This window comes from Paraburkholderia tropica (assembly GCF_914484835.1).
Lineage (GTDB): Bacteria > Pseudomonadota > Gammaproteobacteria > Burkholderiales > Burkholderiaceae > Paraburkholderia > Paraburkholderia tropica_A.
Genome location: NZ_CAJZAR010000062.1, coordinates 105,105 through 120,671 on the forward strand (window position 1 = coordinate 105,105; position 15,567 = coordinate 120,671).

The following is a 15,567-nucleotide window of genomic DNA, read 5'->3' on the forward strand; positions in this document are numbered from 1 at the left end:
GGAGGCGTTAGTGCTTGAATTCCGGCGCCTGGTCGATCGGCTGCGCGCGGTCGGCGGGCGACTGCATGGCGGCGTCGTGGCGGGCGTGGTGCTTGCCGCTGTGCTTGTGAGCGTGCTTGTGATGATGGTGAGTCGCGGCGGACGCCGTCTGCGTGAAGGCGGCGGCGGAAACGAAAATGGCGAGGCTGGCGATCAGGATGCGCTTCATGAGGTCACTCGATAAAAACCGGGATTAAGGAACGACGGAACGTGTGCCCGTCGCTCGCATAACGCCCACCTTATCGCCCAGTTGACGCCTCGCCTTCTCGCCTGACAATCCTTTACAACAATGCGCGAAACCCGCCCATCTCTGCAAATTTCCCTTAAATTCAGGGACGTTTCGCGCGGTGCGCCGTGCGTCTGCGGTCGCCTCAAAACACGCCGAGCGCGAGGCCGGCCGCGAGCCCCTCGCCGAGTTCGGCGCAGCGCGCGAGATCGTCGGAGGCGATCGTTTTCGGCGCGAGAATGCGCTCGGTCGTCTGCGCGTGCGTGCAGACGATGAGTCCCTGCGCCACCGCTTTCAGGCGCCAGCCCGTGGCGATGCGCTCGATCTGGCGCAGCGCGTTTTGTCCGTCGCTGCCCGCGCAGATCATCGCCGCATAGGGACGCCCGTTCACGTGGTCGAGAGCCGCGTAATAGCAGCGGTCGAAGAAGTCCTTCATCAGCCCCGACATGGCCGCGAGGTTTTCGGGCGTCGCGAACAGATAGGCGTCGGCGGCCAGCACGTCGTCGGGAATGGTGGCGTCGGCGCGTTGCAGACGCACGTTCACACCGCTCTGCGCACGCGCCGCATCCGCGGCCGCCTGCGCCATCTGCTGCGTGCCGCCGGTCATCGTGTGATAGACGATCAGCAGCGCTTTCGTGGACGCATTCGTGGCCGCTTGCGTCGTCGCTTGCGTTGTCATTCGCGTGGAGGGTTCCATCGGCGTGTTCATGGCTCAATGCGTGCGTGTTCTCGTCCGACGATGATACCGCGCGCACTCATGGCTTCGGCACGCCTGCACGCGCCGCTTCGCTGTATCATCGTCCGATGCCTACCACCACCTATGTCGCCCTGCTGCGCGCCGTGAACGTCGGCGGCACCGGCAAGCTCGCCATGACCGAATTGCGCGCGATGTGCGAAGCGCTCGGCTTCGCGAACGTACGCACCTATATCGCCAGCGGCAATGTCGTGTTCGACAGCGGCCTCGCGGCATCGAGCGTGAAAAAGCAACTCGAAGCGCGCCTCGATGACTATGCGGGCAAGCCGGTCGGCGTGCTGTTGCGCACGGCCGCCGAGATGGCCGCCATCGTCGCTGCAAATCCGTTCGCCGATGCGCCGCCCGAGCGCACCGTCGCGATCTTTCTCGATGCCGCGCCGCCCGCCGACCTGCCCGATACCGCGCACGGCCAGCAGTCGGAGACGATCGTCGCGGGCAAGCGCGAAATCTACGTGCATTACCCGGACGGCATCGGCCGCTCGAAGCTCAAGATTCCCGCCGCCGCCAACGGCACCGCGCGCAATATGAACACCGTCGCCACGCTCGCGCAATGGGCCGCCGAAGCGAAATGAAAGCCCGCTGATACCTTCGCGCAGCCGCGATGCAGCACAACTGTCACGCGCCAGTCTTATGATGAAGCGCCGTGCACTCGCAGAGGCAGACAGACGATGACGCTTCCATACGGCTTCGCGAAAGGCAAGATCACGACCGCGCCGCAACTCAAGCCCACGCAGCGGCCCCACGAAGTGCAGTACCACCTGCATTTCGGGCTCGACGTCGGCGGCGCGCAGTGGGACGTGGCCGTGAACGTCGGCACCACCGACGCCGACGACCTGCTCAAATACAAGCTGCTGTTCGATTTCCGCCACGCCATCCTGCAGACGCTGCAAGCCGATGCATCGGGCGCGCAGAATCTCACGGGCCAGCACGCCTTGCCCGCGCTCGACTTCCAGCGCAGCGACTTTCTCGCCAACACCGGCGCATGGCGCGACAGCGACGTGATGGACGGCACCGATGCCGTCGAACCCGTCGCCACGCTTCAGCGCCTGTTGTTGCGTGCGCAACAAGCTGGTAACGACGTCTATGTGTACGGCCGCTTCTACAGCGAAGGCAACGGCGTGCACGACGTGCATATGAATCAGGGCTCGAAAGGCGAGTTCATCCATCGCGCGGGCAACGACCGCAACGATCACAACGACATCTGGCAGGACGGCGCGCTGCTCGTCGACGTGGGCGCGCCGCAATGGGCGCTCTACGTCGCCGCGTTCGATCAGCAATATCTGCCGACCGACGACCTCGGCAATCCCACCCCGGATTCAACGCCGATTGCCTGAGCCGGTTTCGTGAACCGGCTGCGATCCGGCCCGGTCACGAGATAAGCGGCACGATATGCACGGCATGTCGCGCGGATCGTTGAAGCGGCGGCGCGAGGCGGCGTAATATACGCGGAATCATATCGATTCCCCGTCAGGCCGCCGCGCGGCCCGGAGCCTTCACGATGAACCTCGCGCCCCCTGCCGATCCGGCTCAATCCATCGATATCGCCGATATCGCCGGTGACAGCGTCGCGCTGACGCTGTCCGGCAGCGTGCTGCGTCCCCAGACGCTCACGCTCGATGCGCTGCGCGCGATGCCCAGCGTCACGTGCGCGCCCTTCGATCTGCGCTGCTACACCACGCAGCGTTTCATCCGCGCGGTCGAGCCTTATCGCGGCGTGCTGCTCACGGAGCTGATCCAGCACGCGGGCCTGCGCTGCGAGGCGCACGGCGACTTCAAGCGGATGATTTTTCTCGCCGTCGGCCATGACGGCTATGCGGTGCCGTTCACGTGGCACGAGCTGTTCAATTCGCCGGTGGGCGAGCAGGCCATCGTGGCCTACGAATGCGGCGGTCAGCCGCTGAGCGCGGCGGACGGCGCGCCCGTGCTGTTTTCCGGCGCGGATCGCGTGCCCGCGCCGCGCCATCTGAAGCGCCTCGCACGCATCGAAACGCGCGTGATTGCGCTTTGAATGCGCTTTGATCGTCCGTTGATCGAGCCTTGAGCGCGCTTCCGAACCGCTTCAGGCGAACGCGGCCAGCGCGTGCCGGAGGCCCAGCACCGCGCGCGCCGAGGTGCAACTCCCGCGCTCAGGAAAGAAGCCGAGTTCGACGCCCTTCTGCTCGCCGTACGCGAACGCCGCGCGGCACGACGCATGCACCTCGGTCGCGCCGCTCGCGCGCACGATGGCTGCGACGTTCAGCGCATCGATGCCGCTGCCCGGCATGATGGCGATGCGCTTCGCCGCCTGCCGCACGAGCGCGTGCAGCGCGACGATGCCATCGGCGGCCCGCGCCGCGCATCCCGACGTCAGGATGCGCTCGAAGCCCAGCGCGACCGCTTCTTCGAGCGAGCGCGCCGGATCGGGCACGAGGTCGAACACGCGATGCAGCGTCGTGCCCAAACCGCGCGCGCGTTCGCACAGGAGCGCGAGCACGTGCACGTCGAGCTGGCGATCGGCACGCGCCGCGCCGAGCACGACGCCTGCGAGTCCGGCTGCGCGCATCGCGTCGATGTCGGCGAGCATGGCGTCCACATCGGCGGGCGACCAGGCGAACGCGCGCGCGTGCGGCCGGATCATCGCGTAGACGGGAACCGGCGCGCGCGCTGCCGCCGCGATCAGGCCGGGCGTGGGCGTCAAGCCGCCCAGATCCAGCGCCGAACACAACTCAATGCGGTCGGCGCCGCCCGCGATGGCGGCATCGAGTCCGTCCACGCTGTCCACGCAGACTTCGAGCGTAATGGGCATCGGCGATCCTTGTTCGTTGGGGTGATGGCGATGGTGACGATGGTGGCGATCGTCGCGCAAGCGGCGACGGTGGCGCGCTACGAAAGCGCCTGACGCGCGATCAGCGCCGCGCCGATCAGCCCGCCATCGGCGCTGAAACGGCCCGGCACCACAAGCGGCCCGGCACGCCGATGCAGCACGCGCGCGCGCACGGCGTGGTCGAGCCGCGCGATCAGCGCGGGCGCCGATGCGAGGCCGCCGCCCACGGTCACGATCGACGCGCCCGTGACGTTGACCGCCGCCGCCAGCGGGTCCGCGACCAGTTCGAGCCAGACGCCAATCGTCCGCATCGCGGCGCGCTCGCCGCGCGACCAGGCGTCGAGGATCGCATGGCTGTCGGGCGCGGCCCAATCCGGGTGCAAAAACTGATGCAGCCGCTCGATGCCGCGCGCGCCGCCGATCGTATCGACGCAACCGCGCTGGCCGCAGCCGCACGCGAAGCGCGGCACATAGAGCGGTTCCGGCTCGCCTTCGGGCTGGCATTGCGTGTTGACGATGGGACCGTGACCCCACTCGCCCGTCACGCCACCCGCGCCGCGAATCGACTGGCCGTTCGCGACGAGCCCGCCGCCCACGCCGGTGCCGAGCACGATGGCAAACACCACGCGATGACCGGCGCCCGCGCCCGCCACGGCTTCGGCGAGCGCGAGGCAGTCGGCGTCGTTGGCGGCGAACACCGGGCGGCCGAGCCGCGCGCCGAGTTCGCTCGCGAGCGGGCGGCCCGTGATGCAGGGGATATTCGCGGAAAGTGCGGTGCCGTCGGCGGGATCGACGAGGCCCGCAATGGAGAGCGCGAGCGGCGCGGGATCGATATCGTCGAGTGCATGCGCTGCGAGCATCGCGCTCAAGGTATCGGCGAAATGCGCCCAGTCGCTTGCGGGTGTGGGCTGCTTCGCGAGCGCGACGAGTTCGCCCGCGCGCGTGCAGGCCGCGAGGCGGATGAACGAGCCGCCGATATCGGCGCTATAGAGGGAGCGCGCGCCCGCGAGCGCGGGCAAGGCGTGGTCCGGCATGAGGGCCTCTCGCAGCGCCGCCCGCGCGGTGTGCGCACGCCGCGCCAGGCGGTCCCGGCCGGCGCCGGGGAGCGGCAGCCCTCACACTTTACGCGGCGCGGCGGGCTGGAAGCAAACGCATCGGCAGATGCGACGCACAAGCGACGCAGAAGCGACGCAGAAGCAAGCCACAAGCGAAGCACGCAATGCCAGCGTTCGAGGCGACGCCTGCACGCCGCCCACGCTCAGTCCGCCGTCGAAAGCTCGCGGCGTTGCACAGGCTGGCATTGCGCCACGACCTGGGCGAGACGGGCGATAGCGTGATCGACATCGGCCTGCGTGGTGTAGCGGCCGATGCTGAAGCGCAGCGTGCGGCTCGCGGCGTCGGCGTCGAGGCCGATCGCGCTCAGCACGTGCGAAGGCGCGCCCGACGCCGAGTTGCACGCCGACGTGGACGACACCGCGACATCGGCGGCCAGCATGAACGGGAAAAAGCCCGCGTGGCCGATCGTGAGGCTCAGCGTGTGCGGAATGCGGCGCGCGGCGCGCGCGTTCTGCGTGACGCCGTCCAGACGCAGCGCGCCGTCGCGCAGACGCTCGCTCAGTTGCGCGATGCGCTGCGTGTCGGCCTGCATCTGCCCGGCGGCCAGCGCGCACGCCGTGCCCATCCCTACGATCTGATGCGTCGCGAGCGTGCCCGAGCGCAGTCCGCGCTCGTGGCCGCCGCCGTGCATCTGCGCCGCGATGCGCGCGGCGGCTTCGCGGCGCACGTACAGCGCGCCAATGCCCTTCGGCCCGTACACCTTGTGCGCCGACATCGACAGCAGATCGATGCCGAGCGCGTTCACGTCGATCGGCGTCTTGCCGAGCGCCTGCGCGGCGTCCACGTGCAGCAGCGCGCCGGCCGCGTGCACGATCGGCGCGATGGCGGCGATATCGGTCAGCGTGCCGATCTCGTTGTTCACGAGCATCAGCGAAACCAGTCCGGTGTCCTCGCGCAGCGCCGCCTGCACAGCGGCGGGCGTGATATCGCCGTGCGCGTCGGGACGCACGAAACTGGCCGTCATGCCGCGATGTTCGAGGTTCGCGACGGTGTCGAGAATCGCCTTGTGTTCGAGGCAGCTCGTGATCAGATGACGGCGTTCGGCGGCGTTATCCGCGTAGCCCTTCAAGGCGAGATTGTTCGATTCGGTCGCGCCCGAGGTCCAGACGATCTCGTCGGCGTGCGCGCCGATCAGCGCGGCCACCTGGGCGCGCGCGGCTTCGACGAGCGAGCGCGCCTGCATGCCCGCCGCGTGCGAACTCGATGCCGGGTTGCCGAACGCGCCTTCCATGCCGAGGCATTCGCCCATGGCGGCAATCACGCGCGGGTCGGCCGGGGTGGTCGCCGCGTAGTCGAAATAGTGCAGTTTTTCAGCCATTCTCGTGGTACTGGGGAGTGAGATTTCGATACTCGAATGGCCATCCATGCTACGCGGCAGCAACGAGAAAATGATTCCAAATCACTCGCCGATTTCAGGCAAACGCAGAATTATTTTTTCTTTCGTGCCAGATCGAAAGCGGCGGATGCCGCCTTCAAACCCTTAAAGCGTGAAATCCTTATACCGGCGCTTCGCCCAGATGCTCGGTGTGCATGTCGCTCAGGCGGCACAGCAAAATGCCGTAACCCGTGAGGTGCCCGAGATACACGCTGGTGTAGACGCCCGCCGCGGGCAGCGCCTCGAACAGCGTCTGCAACGCGGCCAGCCGCAGCGGTTTGGCGTCGAGGCCGGGCCGCTCCACACGCAGATCGGCGACATCGGCCAATTGCCGGTGCGCGGCCACGAGCAAACCGAGCCCGCGCAGGTACTCCGTTTTCCAGTGCGCGTCGAGCGCTTCGAATTGCGCGTGGAAGGTGTCGAACGTTTCGAGAAAGTTCACCACCGAATCGAATAGCTCGTGATAGCACCAGAAAAGCGGCAGGCGCGTGCGATTACGCTCCAAATGCGGCGAAACCCACGACTGCGCGATATCGGCCTTCAACAGATCGTGCGCCTCTTTCAGATTGCTGCTCGATTTGCGCAGCGCCGCCGTGAGCGACTTCAATTGCTTGCGGTCCAGTTTTTCTTCGGCGATTTCCGCGAGCAATGCAGTCGCCTGTTCATTGCCGCTATTCACGAGCGTATTCGCCCAATAACCATGATCGGGCGGAAAGACAATCTGCTGAATCACGAAACCGAGCAGCATGCCGAGCACCACGCCGATCAAGCGTTGCTCCAGCAGCGGAATATGTTCGCCGGTGTAGAGCACGAGCGTCATCGGCACGGTGATGCTCGTCATCTGGAACACGGAAGGCCGCACGCTCACGATCGCGAAGATCACGATCGGCAGCAGCAGCACGCCGAGCCATAAATGCGGTGCGGTGAGCCAGATCAGCAGCGTGCCGATCGGCATCGCCACGAGATTCGAGGTCACGCGCTTATAGAAATAGCCACGCGCGGCGGAAATCGAACTGCCGAGCGCGAGCGTGAGCATGGTCGAGCCCGCGAGCGCAACGGCCGCGTCGGGATAACCGAAGTGATAGGGAATCGCAAAGCCGATCCACAAGCCGAGCGTGAGCTTCGTGTACTTCGCCATTTCCGAGAGCGAAAAGCGCGCGAACGAGCGGCGAAATGGCGTTAAAGGTTTGTGGACGTATTGGGATGGCGTCATGGGCGTTGGTCAATTCAAGCGAATTCAGGCGAATCCGGGCGGGCGATCCCGCGCGCGAAACACTCGCGTGCCACCAGGCGTCGCCCCCGATCAGGATGCTAATCGAGCCAGCGCATTTTCTGGCGCTTCTTTCATGCGCCCAACCCTGCTTTCGCTTACACCGCGCGACGCGCCGTTATCGATCAGTCAGCGCACCGCAAGCTTCGCTTTGCACTGCAACATGCGCTTTTCTTTTCGAATCATCCGACAAATAGCACGCAACGCCCGCCAGATCAGCGTTTTCCCGAATTCGCCAAGCTTGCGAATTATTTTCAATTTCTTTCGAGTTTTGTTCCCTTACCGTCTTGCAAGTTGTTTGGCGTTCGCTCTGCGAACCTCACCGTATTCACTGAATTAATTGAGCAATGGGGTAGGCCCATGACGATAAAAAACAAGGTCTCGATTTGTCTGCCCACGTGCAATCGTCCCGATCTGTTGATTCGCTGCATTGAGTCGTGTTTGCAGCAAACACATACCCATATCGAAATCGTGATCGGCGACGATTCGCAGGACGACCGTACGGCGACGTTGATCGCCACGCGTTACGGTCACGATGCGCGCGTTGCGTATCGACGCAATGTGCCCTCGCTCGGCCAGGCGCGCAATGTCGCGAGCCTGTTCGCGCGCGCCACCGGCGACAAGATCCTGCTGATTCACGACGACGATTTTCTGGTCGCGGACGGCATCGAAAAACTGCTGGCGCAATGGACGCGCTACCCGGATCTGCAAGTCGCGTTCGGCAATCAATATGAAGCCGATCATCGCGGCCGCATCGATCACGCGGGCAGCCGGCGGCTCAATCTCGCGTTTCATCGCACGCCCGCGGCGGCCGGTTTGCAGGCGCTGCCCGGACGCGCGGGCATCGTGCAGATGTTCCCGAATAACGGCTGGCTCGCCGACGCCGCGCTCGTCAAGCAGATCGGCTATGGCGGTCACGACGAGGTGTGCTGCGACTTCGTGTTTGGCACGCTGCTGTGTCTCGCGGCGCGCAAGGTCTGTTATGTCGATGAATACGTGTCCATCTATTGCAAGACCGACGTGTCGGTTTCGCAGGCCACGCGTCATACGCCGAGCGCCGCCTCGCTCGCGGCCTGGCGTTTCGTGCAGGCGCTGGCCTTGCCGCCCTCGCTCGAACCCGCGCGCCGGCTCGCGCTGCGGCGGCTCGTGCCGATCGTCGTGTCGCTGCACTTTCGCAATCGCGAAGCGCGCGTCGGCCTGACGCTTGCGCTGCGCAATCTGCGCGCGTATCGCTTCGGCTTGAGCCCGCGCCTCTACTATCACCTGCTGATGATCTGGCGCGGCGCGCGGCGCGTGAATCAAGCGTTGCCGACGCTGGATTTCGACGCGGCCGAACAGCCGGTCGACATCACGCGCACGCGACTTCCTTAGGATGCCGATGCGATTATTTCAGCGCGCTATGAGCCCATGACCTTGTGCGCGTCGGGCGCCCCGGCGCGATCGGGCGTGCTCATGGTTTCGAGCGCCGAATCGTGATGCAGCAGCAGCGCCGCCGCCGCGCCGATCAGTCCCGCGCCCGCGAGGCACAGCAAGCCCGCGCCGAAGCTGCCCGTGCTGTCCTTGATCCAGCCCATCGCATAGGGGCCGAAGAAGCCCGCCAGATTGCCCAGCGAGTTGACCGCCGCGATGCCGCCCGCCGCCGCCGCGCCTGAAAGAAAGGCGGCGGGCAGCGTCCAGATCACCGGCAGACAGCCGAAGATGCCGAAGCCCGCGACCGAAAGGGCGAGCATCTTGAGCACCGGGTTGTCGAGTCCCGCCGCCGCCGCGATGCCGGCCGCCGCCACCGTGAGCGCGAACGCCACGTGCTTCTTGCGTTCCAGACGGCGGTCCGAATGACGGCCCCAGAACACCATCGAAATCACGCCGACGATATAGGGCAGCGAAGTCACGAAACCGGTTTGCACATTCGTGAGCCCGAACCCCTTGACGATCTGCGGCAGAAAGAAGCTCAGGCCGTAATTCGTGGCGTTCGCACCGAAATAAATCAGCGCCACCGCCAGCACGCGCGGATTGATCAGCGCCTCCATCACGCTGAACGTATGCACCGCTTCGCGATGCTTGCGCTCCTGCGCCTGACGCGCGACCAGCCATTCGCGCTCGTCGTCGGCGAGCCAGGTCGCTTGCGCGGGCTTGTCGGTGAGATAGAGCAGCACGACGAACGCGAGCACGAGCGCGGGCGCCGCCTCGATCAGATAGACCCATTGCCAGCCCGCGAGTCCGCCCATGCCGTCCATCGAGAGCAGCGAACCCGACACCGGGCCGCCGATCACCGTGGAAAGCGGTATCGCCGCCATGAAATAACCCACCACGCGCGCGCGGTATTTGGCGGGGAACCAGAGCGTCAGCAAGAAGATGATGCCGGGGAAAAAGCCCGCCTCGGCAATGCCTAACAGAATGCGCAGCGTATAGAACACGTGCGCGTTCGACATGCCGCTCCACTTCGCGATATGCGGAATGAACGCCATCGCGCCCGCCAGCAAGCCCCACGTAAACATGATGCGGGCAATCCAGCGCCGCGCGCCGAAGCGTTCGAGCAGCAAATTCGACGGCACTTCGAAAAAGAAATACGCAATAAAGAAAATGCCCGCGCCAAAGCCAAATGCGCTCGCCGATAAATCGAGCGCCTTGTTCATTTGCAGCGCAGCAAAACCCACATTCACGCGATCCAGATAGGCGATGAAATAGCAGACGATCAGGAAGGGCACGAGGCGTGCCGTCACGCGGGTCATCGTGCGCGTTTCGAGGTCCATCGGTTGTCTCCTTCGAGGCTGGCGTCTCGCTCCGCCGCACCTGCGCCGGCAACGGGCCAGTCCGTATCATGTGGTTACAGACTAGGCGCTCAACCGCCGATGCGAAAGGCGCGTTTCGATAAAACGCCGCATCGTCCGCTTGAGCAGCGATCGATTCAGCCTTTCTGCCGCATTGCAGCTTAAGCGCAGCCTTTTTTCATTCCAGCTAACATGGCCGTTCGATTTTTATATCGGGCGGCATCGCCGCGAACTCAACCAGATTCAGGAGCACCAGAAATGTCTTTCCGCATGACGATGTTGGCGGCCGCAGTCGTGGCCGCGAGTGTGGCCAGTGCAGGCGCGCAAGCCCAGGTCGCCGGCGCGCAGCCGCTGAGCGTGACGGTCGAGCAATCGCAGGCGCTGCTCGAAGGCTGGAGCGTGAAGAAAAGCGTGCTCGGCAAGGCCGTCTATAACGACGACAACGTCAAGGTGGGCACCGTGCGCGACCTGATCGTCGCGCCGGACGGTTCGGTGTCGGCGGCCATCGTGTCGGCGGGCGGCTTCCTCGGCGTGGCCGCGCACGACGTGGCCGTGCCCATCGCTTCGCTCGAAGTGCGCAAGGGCAATCTCTATCTGCCGGGCGCGACCAAGGAAGCGATCAAGGCCACGCCGGCGTTCCAGTACGCGAAGATCGAATCGCCGCCGAAGCCCAAGCGCATCGACAGCAAGCAGGAACAGCAGCAGTAAGCCGCACGGCGCGGGCGGCACAGTGCCGCTCGTGCGTCCACGCGTCAGCGCGCTTTGGCCGCTGGCGCGCGGTCGCGAAAACATACGCTTTACCTTTGGCTTACGGGCCGCGCGTGTTTTCCCGCGTATTCAGCCGCGTATTCAGCCGCGCGTTTTAGCCGCCCTGCGCGATCTCCCTCAGTTCGATCCCTTCCCACGTGCCGCGCGCGCACAATTCCTCGATCGTTTCGCAAATCGTGCGACGCACCGCCAGCGACGCCGAACTCACCGGCAAGGCATTCGGCCAGCAGATGCTCGCGGGCCGCCGGATCACCGGATCGACGATGCGGCGCATTCTGGGCCGGTCGGCGCTCGCCCGCAGCGCCAGCGCCGATGCAGGCAGGATCGTGCACGCCGCGCCCGACTGCGCGAGCGACAGCAGAATCGGCAGCGAATCCACATCGGCGATGATATTGAGCGGCACCTGCTCGCGCGCGAACGTGCGCTCCAGCAGCAGACGCAGGCCGTTCGCCACGCCAGGCGCGACCATCGGTACGTCGGCGAGCGAGGCGAGCGTGATGCTGCGCGTGCGCGCCGACACGCCGCGCGGCTCGCCTAGCAGATATAACTCCTCGTCGAGCACCGGCAGCGCGGAAATGCCGGGCGTGGCCGAGTCGCGAAACAGAATCGCGAGGTCGAGACGCCCGTTCGCGAGCAGTTCGTTCAGATAGCCGCTCATGCTCTCGAAGAATTGCAGGCGGATGCCGGGATAACGCTCGCGCACGCGCTCGAACACTGGCATCGCGAGCACCGAGGTCATGGTCGTCGGAAAGCCGATGGCGACCGTGCCCGATTCCGCGCCCACGCCGTCGCGCACTTCCTGGCGCAACTGCTCCATCTGATGCAGCACGAGCCGCGCGTGGCGGTAGAGCGCCTGGCCGGCGGCCGTGGGCTTGACGCCCTGCGGGCTGCGCACGAGCAGCGGCACGCCGAGATCGTCCTCGAGCTTCGCGATCTGCTGGCTCAGCGAAGGCTGCGCCACAAAGAGCTTTTCGGCGGCCTTGCCCAGACTGCCGTAATCGACGATGTGCACGAAATAGCGAAGCTGACGAACGTCCATGAGGTGCTGCCCTTCCTGCCGGTTCAAGCGAGGGTCATAGGATACCCTTATGACCGGCACATTCAATCGGTATTTCCGCCGCGCAAGACATTCGCCTACAGTCGCCTCATTCCTATTGAAAAAGCGCCGGACGCACCGGCGCTGGAGACGGCGATGCACGCATGCCAAACCGATCGGCTCGAACAGCCGACGCAGAACGTCACAGATTTCCTCTCCCCCGCTCCCGCCGCCGCGCTGGCCGCCACGCTCGATTGCCGCACCACGCCGCGTGCGGGCGACGCGCTGCCGCCCATCTGGCACTGGCTTTACTTCTGGTCCGCCGCGCCGCAAGCCGAACTGGGCAGCGACGGGCATCCGCAAAAAGGCGGCTTCCTGCCCGATCTCGGCCTGCCGCGCCGCATGGCTGCGGGCGGCCGCATGACCTTTCATGCGCCGCTCAAGATCGGCGTGCAGGCCGAACGTGTTTCGCGCGTGTTGAACGTCGAGCATAAGGAAGGCCGCAGCGGGCGTCTTGCGTTCGTGACCGTCGAGCATGCGATCGAAGTCGATGGCGTGACGGCGATTCGCGAAGAACAAGACATCGTCTATCGCGAACCGGCCGAGCCTGGCCAGCCGCAGCCGAAGCCCACCGCCGCGCCCGCGAACGCCGACTTCACCCGCGAGATCACGCCCAGCGAAACGCTGCTGTTCCGCTATTCGGCGCTGACCTTCAACGGCCATCGCATTCATTACGACCGCGATTACGCGCGCGGCGTCGAGGGCTATCCCGATCTGGTCGTGCACGGTCCGCTGATCGCCACGCTGCTGCTCGACCTCGTGGCGCGCAGCGTGCCCGGCGCCGTCGTGCGCGAATACGCATGGAAAGCGGTCAGGCCGACGTTCCTCGGCCATACGTTTCGCGTCTGCGGCCGCCGCGCCGAAGACGGCCAATCCATCGAGTTGTGGGCGCAGGACCACGAAGGCGCGCTAACAATGTCGGCGCGCGCCGTGCTCGCCTGATTCAGCCACGCAAACTCATCCCTTCCACCGAGATTCACCGAGATCCAAGACATGAACGACGCCACGCCCGATCAATTCCAGGACATTCGTGAAGCCGTCCGCGATCTGTGCAGCCAGTTTCCGAACGAGTACCACCGCAAGATCGACGAGGCGCGCGGCTATCCCGAAGCCTTCGTCGACGCGCTGACGAAAGCCGGCTGGCTCGCCGCGCTGATTCCGCAGGAGTACGGCGGCTCGGGCCTCGGCCTCACCGAAGCCTCGGTGATCATGGAAGAAATCAACCGCAGCGGCGGCAACTCGGGCGCGTGCCACGGCCAGATGTACAACATGGGCACGCTGCTGCGCCACGGCTCCGAAGAACAGAAGCGCAAGTATCTGCCGAAGATCGCCAATGGCGAACTGCGCCTGCAATCGATGGGCGTGACCGAGCCCACCACCGGCACCGACACCACGAAGATCAAGACCACGGCCGTGCGCAAGGGCGACCGCTACGTGATCAACGGCCAGAAGGTGTGGATCTCGCGCGTGCAGCACTCCGACCTGATGATCCTGCTCGCGCGCACCACGCCGCTTTCGGACGTGAAGAAGAAAAGCGAAGGCATGTCGATCTATATCGTCGATCTGCGCGAAGCCATCGGCAAGGGTTTGACCGTGCAGCCGATTCTCAACATGGTCAATCACGAGACCAACGAACTGTTCTTCGACAACCTCGAAATTCCGGCGGAAAACCTCATCGGCGAGGAAGGCCAAGGCTTCAAGTACATTCTCGACGGCCTGAACGCCGAGCGCACGCTGATCGCAGCCGAATGTATCGGCGACGGCTACTGGTTCATCGACAAGGTGTCGCAATACGTTAAGGATCGCCAGGTATTCGGCCGTCCGATCGGACAGAACCAGGGCGTGCAGTTCCCGATCGCGCGCGCGTTCATCAACGTGGAAGCCGCGAACCTGATGCGCTTCGAGGCCGCCCGCCGCTTCGACGCTCACCAACCCTGCGGCGCGCAGGCCAACATGGCGAAGCTGCTGGCCGCCGACGCCTCGTGGGAAGCCGCCAACGCCTGCCTGCAATTCCACGGCGGCTTCGGTTTCGCGTGCGAATACGACGTCGAGCGCAAGTTCCGCGAAACGCGTCTGTATCAGGTCGCGCCGATTTCGACGAACCTGATTCTCTCCTACGTCGCCGAACATATTCTCGGCCTGCCGCGTTCGTTCTAACCGGAGAGCCGAATCATGCGCCCTCTCGAAGGCATCAAGGTCGTCACGTTCGAGCACGCGATCGCCGCGCCGTTCTGCACGCGCCAGCTCGCGGATCTGGGCGCGCGCGTCATCAAGGTGGAGCGTCCCGGCGTGGGCGACTTCGCGCGCGGCTACGACGAGCGCGTACACGGTCTCGCCTCGCATTTCGTCTGGACCAACCGCTCGAAGGAAAGCCTCACGCTCGACGTGAAGCGCGACGAAGCGCTGGAGATCGTGCACACGCTGCTCGTCGACGCCGACGTGTTCGTGCAGAACCTCGCGCCCGGCGCGACGCAGCGGCTCGGTCTCGGTTACGAGGCGCTGCGCGAGCGCTATCCGCGCCTGATCGTCTGCGATATCTCGGGTTATGGCGGCGACGGTCCGTATCGCGACAAGAAGGCTTACGACCTGCTGATCCAGAGCGAGTCGGGCTTTCTGTCGATCACCGGCACGCCCGACGAACCCGCGAAAGCGGGCTGCTCGATCGCCGATATCGCTGCGGGCATGTACGCGTATTCGAATATCCTCGCGGCGCTGATCGAGCGGGGCAAGACCGGACGCGGACGCCATATCGACGTGTCGATGCTCGAAAGCATGGTCGAGTGGATGGGCTATCCGCTCTACTACGCGATCGACGGCCAGACGCCGCCGCAACGCAACGGCGCGGCACACGCGACGATCTATCCGTATGGTCCGTTCAAGGCCGGCGACGGCAAGTCGGTGATGCTCGGTCTGCAAAACGAGCGCGAATGGAAGGCGTTTTGCGACGTCGTGCTCCAGCAGCCCGAACTCGCCACCGATGAGCGCTTCGTCTCGAACAGCCGCCGCGTCGAGCATCGCGCGGCGCTCGGCGCGCTGATCGAAGCGGCCTTCGCGAGCCTCAGCGCGCGCGACGTGGTCGAGCGCCTCGAAGCCGCGAAGATCGCCAACGCGCACATCAACGACATGCAGGCCGTGTGGGAGCACGCGCAACTCGCCGCGCGCGAGCGCTGGACGCAGGTGCAGACGCCCGGCGGCACAGTGCCCGCGCTGCTGCCGCCCGGCGTCACGCTCGCGGACGCGCCGCGCATGGACGCCGTGCCCGCGCTCGGCGAGCACACCGACGCGATCCTGAACGAACTCGGCTACGACGCGACGCAGATTCGCGCGCTGCACGACACCGGCGCGGTCTGAC

At 65.5% G+C, this 15,567-nt stretch carries 16 protein-coding genes and 1 pseudogene; 9 read left to right on the top strand and 8 right to left on the bottom strand.

The features are described from left to right. Positions 1-7: 7 nt before the first annotated feature. Positions 8-208 carry a hypothetical protein gene (locus LDO54_RS21485; RefSeq protein WP_224012677.1) on the bottom strand — a complete coding sequence of 67 codons (201 nt, stop codon included), beginning with the start codon at positions 206-208 and terminating at the stop codon, positions 8-10. Between the two features lie 202 nt (positions 209-410). After that, positions 411-944 (bottom strand): flavodoxin family protein, encoded by a 534-nt coding sequence (locus LDO54_RS21490; protein ID WP_224012678.1) that lies wholly within the window; start codon positions 942-944, stop codon positions 411-413. Between the two features lie 125 nt (positions 945-1,069). Between LDO54_RS21490 and LDO54_RS21495 the strand changes: the two genes are divergently transcribed. The 3 genes from LDO54_RS21495 to LDO54_RS21505 all read left to right on the top strand — a co-directional run bounded on the left by LDO54_RS21495 (position 1,070) and on the right by LDO54_RS21505 (position 3,027). Further along, complete coding sequence (locus LDO54_RS21495) at positions 1,070-1,591, top strand: DUF1697 domain-containing protein (protein ID WP_224012679.1); 522 nt, start codon at positions 1,070-1,072, stop codon at positions 1,589-1,591. Positions 1,592-1,687: 96 nt separating this feature from the next. Beyond that, positions 1,688-2,353, top strand: coding sequence for a DUF2278 family protein (locus tag LDO54_RS21500; protein ID WP_224012680.1), 666 nt, complete (start codon positions 1,688-1,690; stop codon positions 2,351-2,353). A gap of 164 nt (positions 2,354-2,517) precedes the next feature. Further along, positions 2,518-3,027 carry a molybdopterin-dependent oxidoreductase gene (locus LDO54_RS21505; protein ID WP_224012681.1) on the top strand — a complete coding sequence of 170 codons (510 nt, stop codon included), beginning with the start codon at positions 2,518-2,520 and terminating at the stop codon, positions 3,025-3,027. A 51-nt stretch (positions 3,028-3,078) separates the two neighbouring features. Here LDO54_RS21505 and LDO54_RS21510 read toward each other — a convergent pair whose 3' ends face one another. The 4 genes and pseudogenes from LDO54_RS21510 to LDO54_RS21525 all read right to left on the bottom strand — a co-directional run bounded on the left by LDO54_RS21510 (position 3,079) and on the right by LDO54_RS21525 (position 7,526). After that, positions 3,079-3,804 (bottom strand): copper homeostasis protein CutC, encoded by a 726-nt coding sequence (locus tag LDO54_RS21510; RefSeq protein ID WP_224012682.1) that lies wholly within the window; start codon positions 3,802-3,804, stop codon positions 3,079-3,081. Between the two features lie 77 nt (positions 3,805-3,881). Further along, on the bottom strand, positions 3,882-4,856 hold the full coding sequence (locus LDO54_RS21515) for an ROK family protein (RefSeq protein WP_224012683.1): 975 nt from the start codon (positions 4,854-4,856) through the stop codon (positions 3,882-3,884). 260 nt (positions 4,857-5,116) lie between these two features. Then, a pseudogene (locus LDO54_RS21520) lies at positions 5,117-6,256 on the bottom strand (cysteine desulfurase family protein); the annotation flags it as partial. A 178-nt stretch (positions 6,257-6,434) separates the two neighbouring features. Next, on the bottom strand, positions 6,435-7,526 hold the full coding sequence (locus LDO54_RS21525) for an FUSC family protein (protein ID WP_310633043.1): 1,092 nt from the start codon (positions 7,524-7,526) through the stop codon (positions 6,435-6,437). Here LDO54_RS21525 and LDO54_RS21530 point away from each other — a divergent pair. Next, positions 7,429-7,923, top strand: a complete 495-nt coding sequence (locus LDO54_RS21530; protein ID WP_224012685.1) for a hypothetical protein — start codon at positions 7,429-7,431, stop codon at positions 7,921-7,923. The genes LDO54_RS21525 and LDO54_RS21530 overlap by 98 nt on opposite strands. Positions 7,924-7,943: 20 nt before the next feature. Beyond that, positions 7,944-8,954 (top strand): glycosyltransferase family 2 protein, encoded by a 1,011-nt coding sequence (locus tag LDO54_RS21535; RefSeq protein ID WP_224012686.1) that lies wholly within the window; start codon positions 7,944-7,946, stop codon positions 8,952-8,954. A 26-nt stretch (positions 8,955-8,980) separates the two neighbouring features. Here the strand turns inward: LDO54_RS21535 and LDO54_RS21540 are convergent, their stop codons facing one another. Continuing rightward, positions 8,981-10,333, bottom strand: a complete 1,353-nt coding sequence (locus tag LDO54_RS21540; RefSeq protein WP_224012687.1) for an MFS transporter — start codon at positions 10,331-10,333, stop codon at positions 8,981-8,983. Between the two features lie 288 nt (positions 10,334-10,621). On the opposite strand from LDO54_RS21540, the gene LDO54_RS21545 reads away from it, so the two are divergent. Next, positions 10,622-11,059 carry a PRC-barrel domain-containing protein gene (locus LDO54_RS21545; protein WP_436975652.1) on the top strand — a complete coding sequence of 146 codons (438 nt, stop codon included), beginning with the start codon at positions 10,622-10,624 and terminating at the stop codon, positions 11,057-11,059. Positions 11,060-11,213: 154 nt separating this feature from the next. Here the strand turns inward: LDO54_RS21545 and LDO54_RS21550 are convergent, their stop codons facing one another. Continuing rightward, a complete protein-coding gene (locus tag LDO54_RS21550; RefSeq protein ID WP_224012689.1) occupies positions 11,214-12,158 on the bottom strand; it encodes a LysR substrate-binding domain-containing protein in 945 nt (314 codons plus the stop codon). A 153-nt stretch (positions 12,159-12,311) separates the two neighbouring features. Between LDO54_RS21550 and LDO54_RS21555 the strand changes: the two genes are divergently transcribed. Genes LDO54_RS21555 through LDO54_RS21565 form a run of 3 tightly spaced genes read left to right on the top strand, consistent with a single transcriptional unit; the run spans position 12,312 to position 15,566 of the window. After that, positions 12,312-13,157, top strand: a complete 846-nt coding sequence (locus LDO54_RS21555; protein ID WP_224012690.1) for an FAS1-like dehydratase domain-containing protein — start codon at positions 12,312-12,314, stop codon at positions 13,155-13,157. Positions 13,158-13,208: 51 nt separating this feature from the next. Continuing rightward, complete coding sequence (locus LDO54_RS21560; RefSeq protein WP_224012691.1) at positions 13,209-14,372, top strand: acyl-CoA dehydrogenase family protein; 1,164 nt, start codon at positions 13,209-13,211, stop codon at positions 14,370-14,372. Between the two features lie 15 nt (positions 14,373-14,387). Beyond that, positions 14,388-15,566, top strand: a complete 1,179-nt coding sequence (locus LDO54_RS21565) for a CaiB/BaiF CoA transferase family protein (RefSeq protein ID WP_224012692.1) — start codon at positions 14,388-14,390, stop codon at positions 15,564-15,566. Position 15,567: the final 1 nt, after the last annotated feature.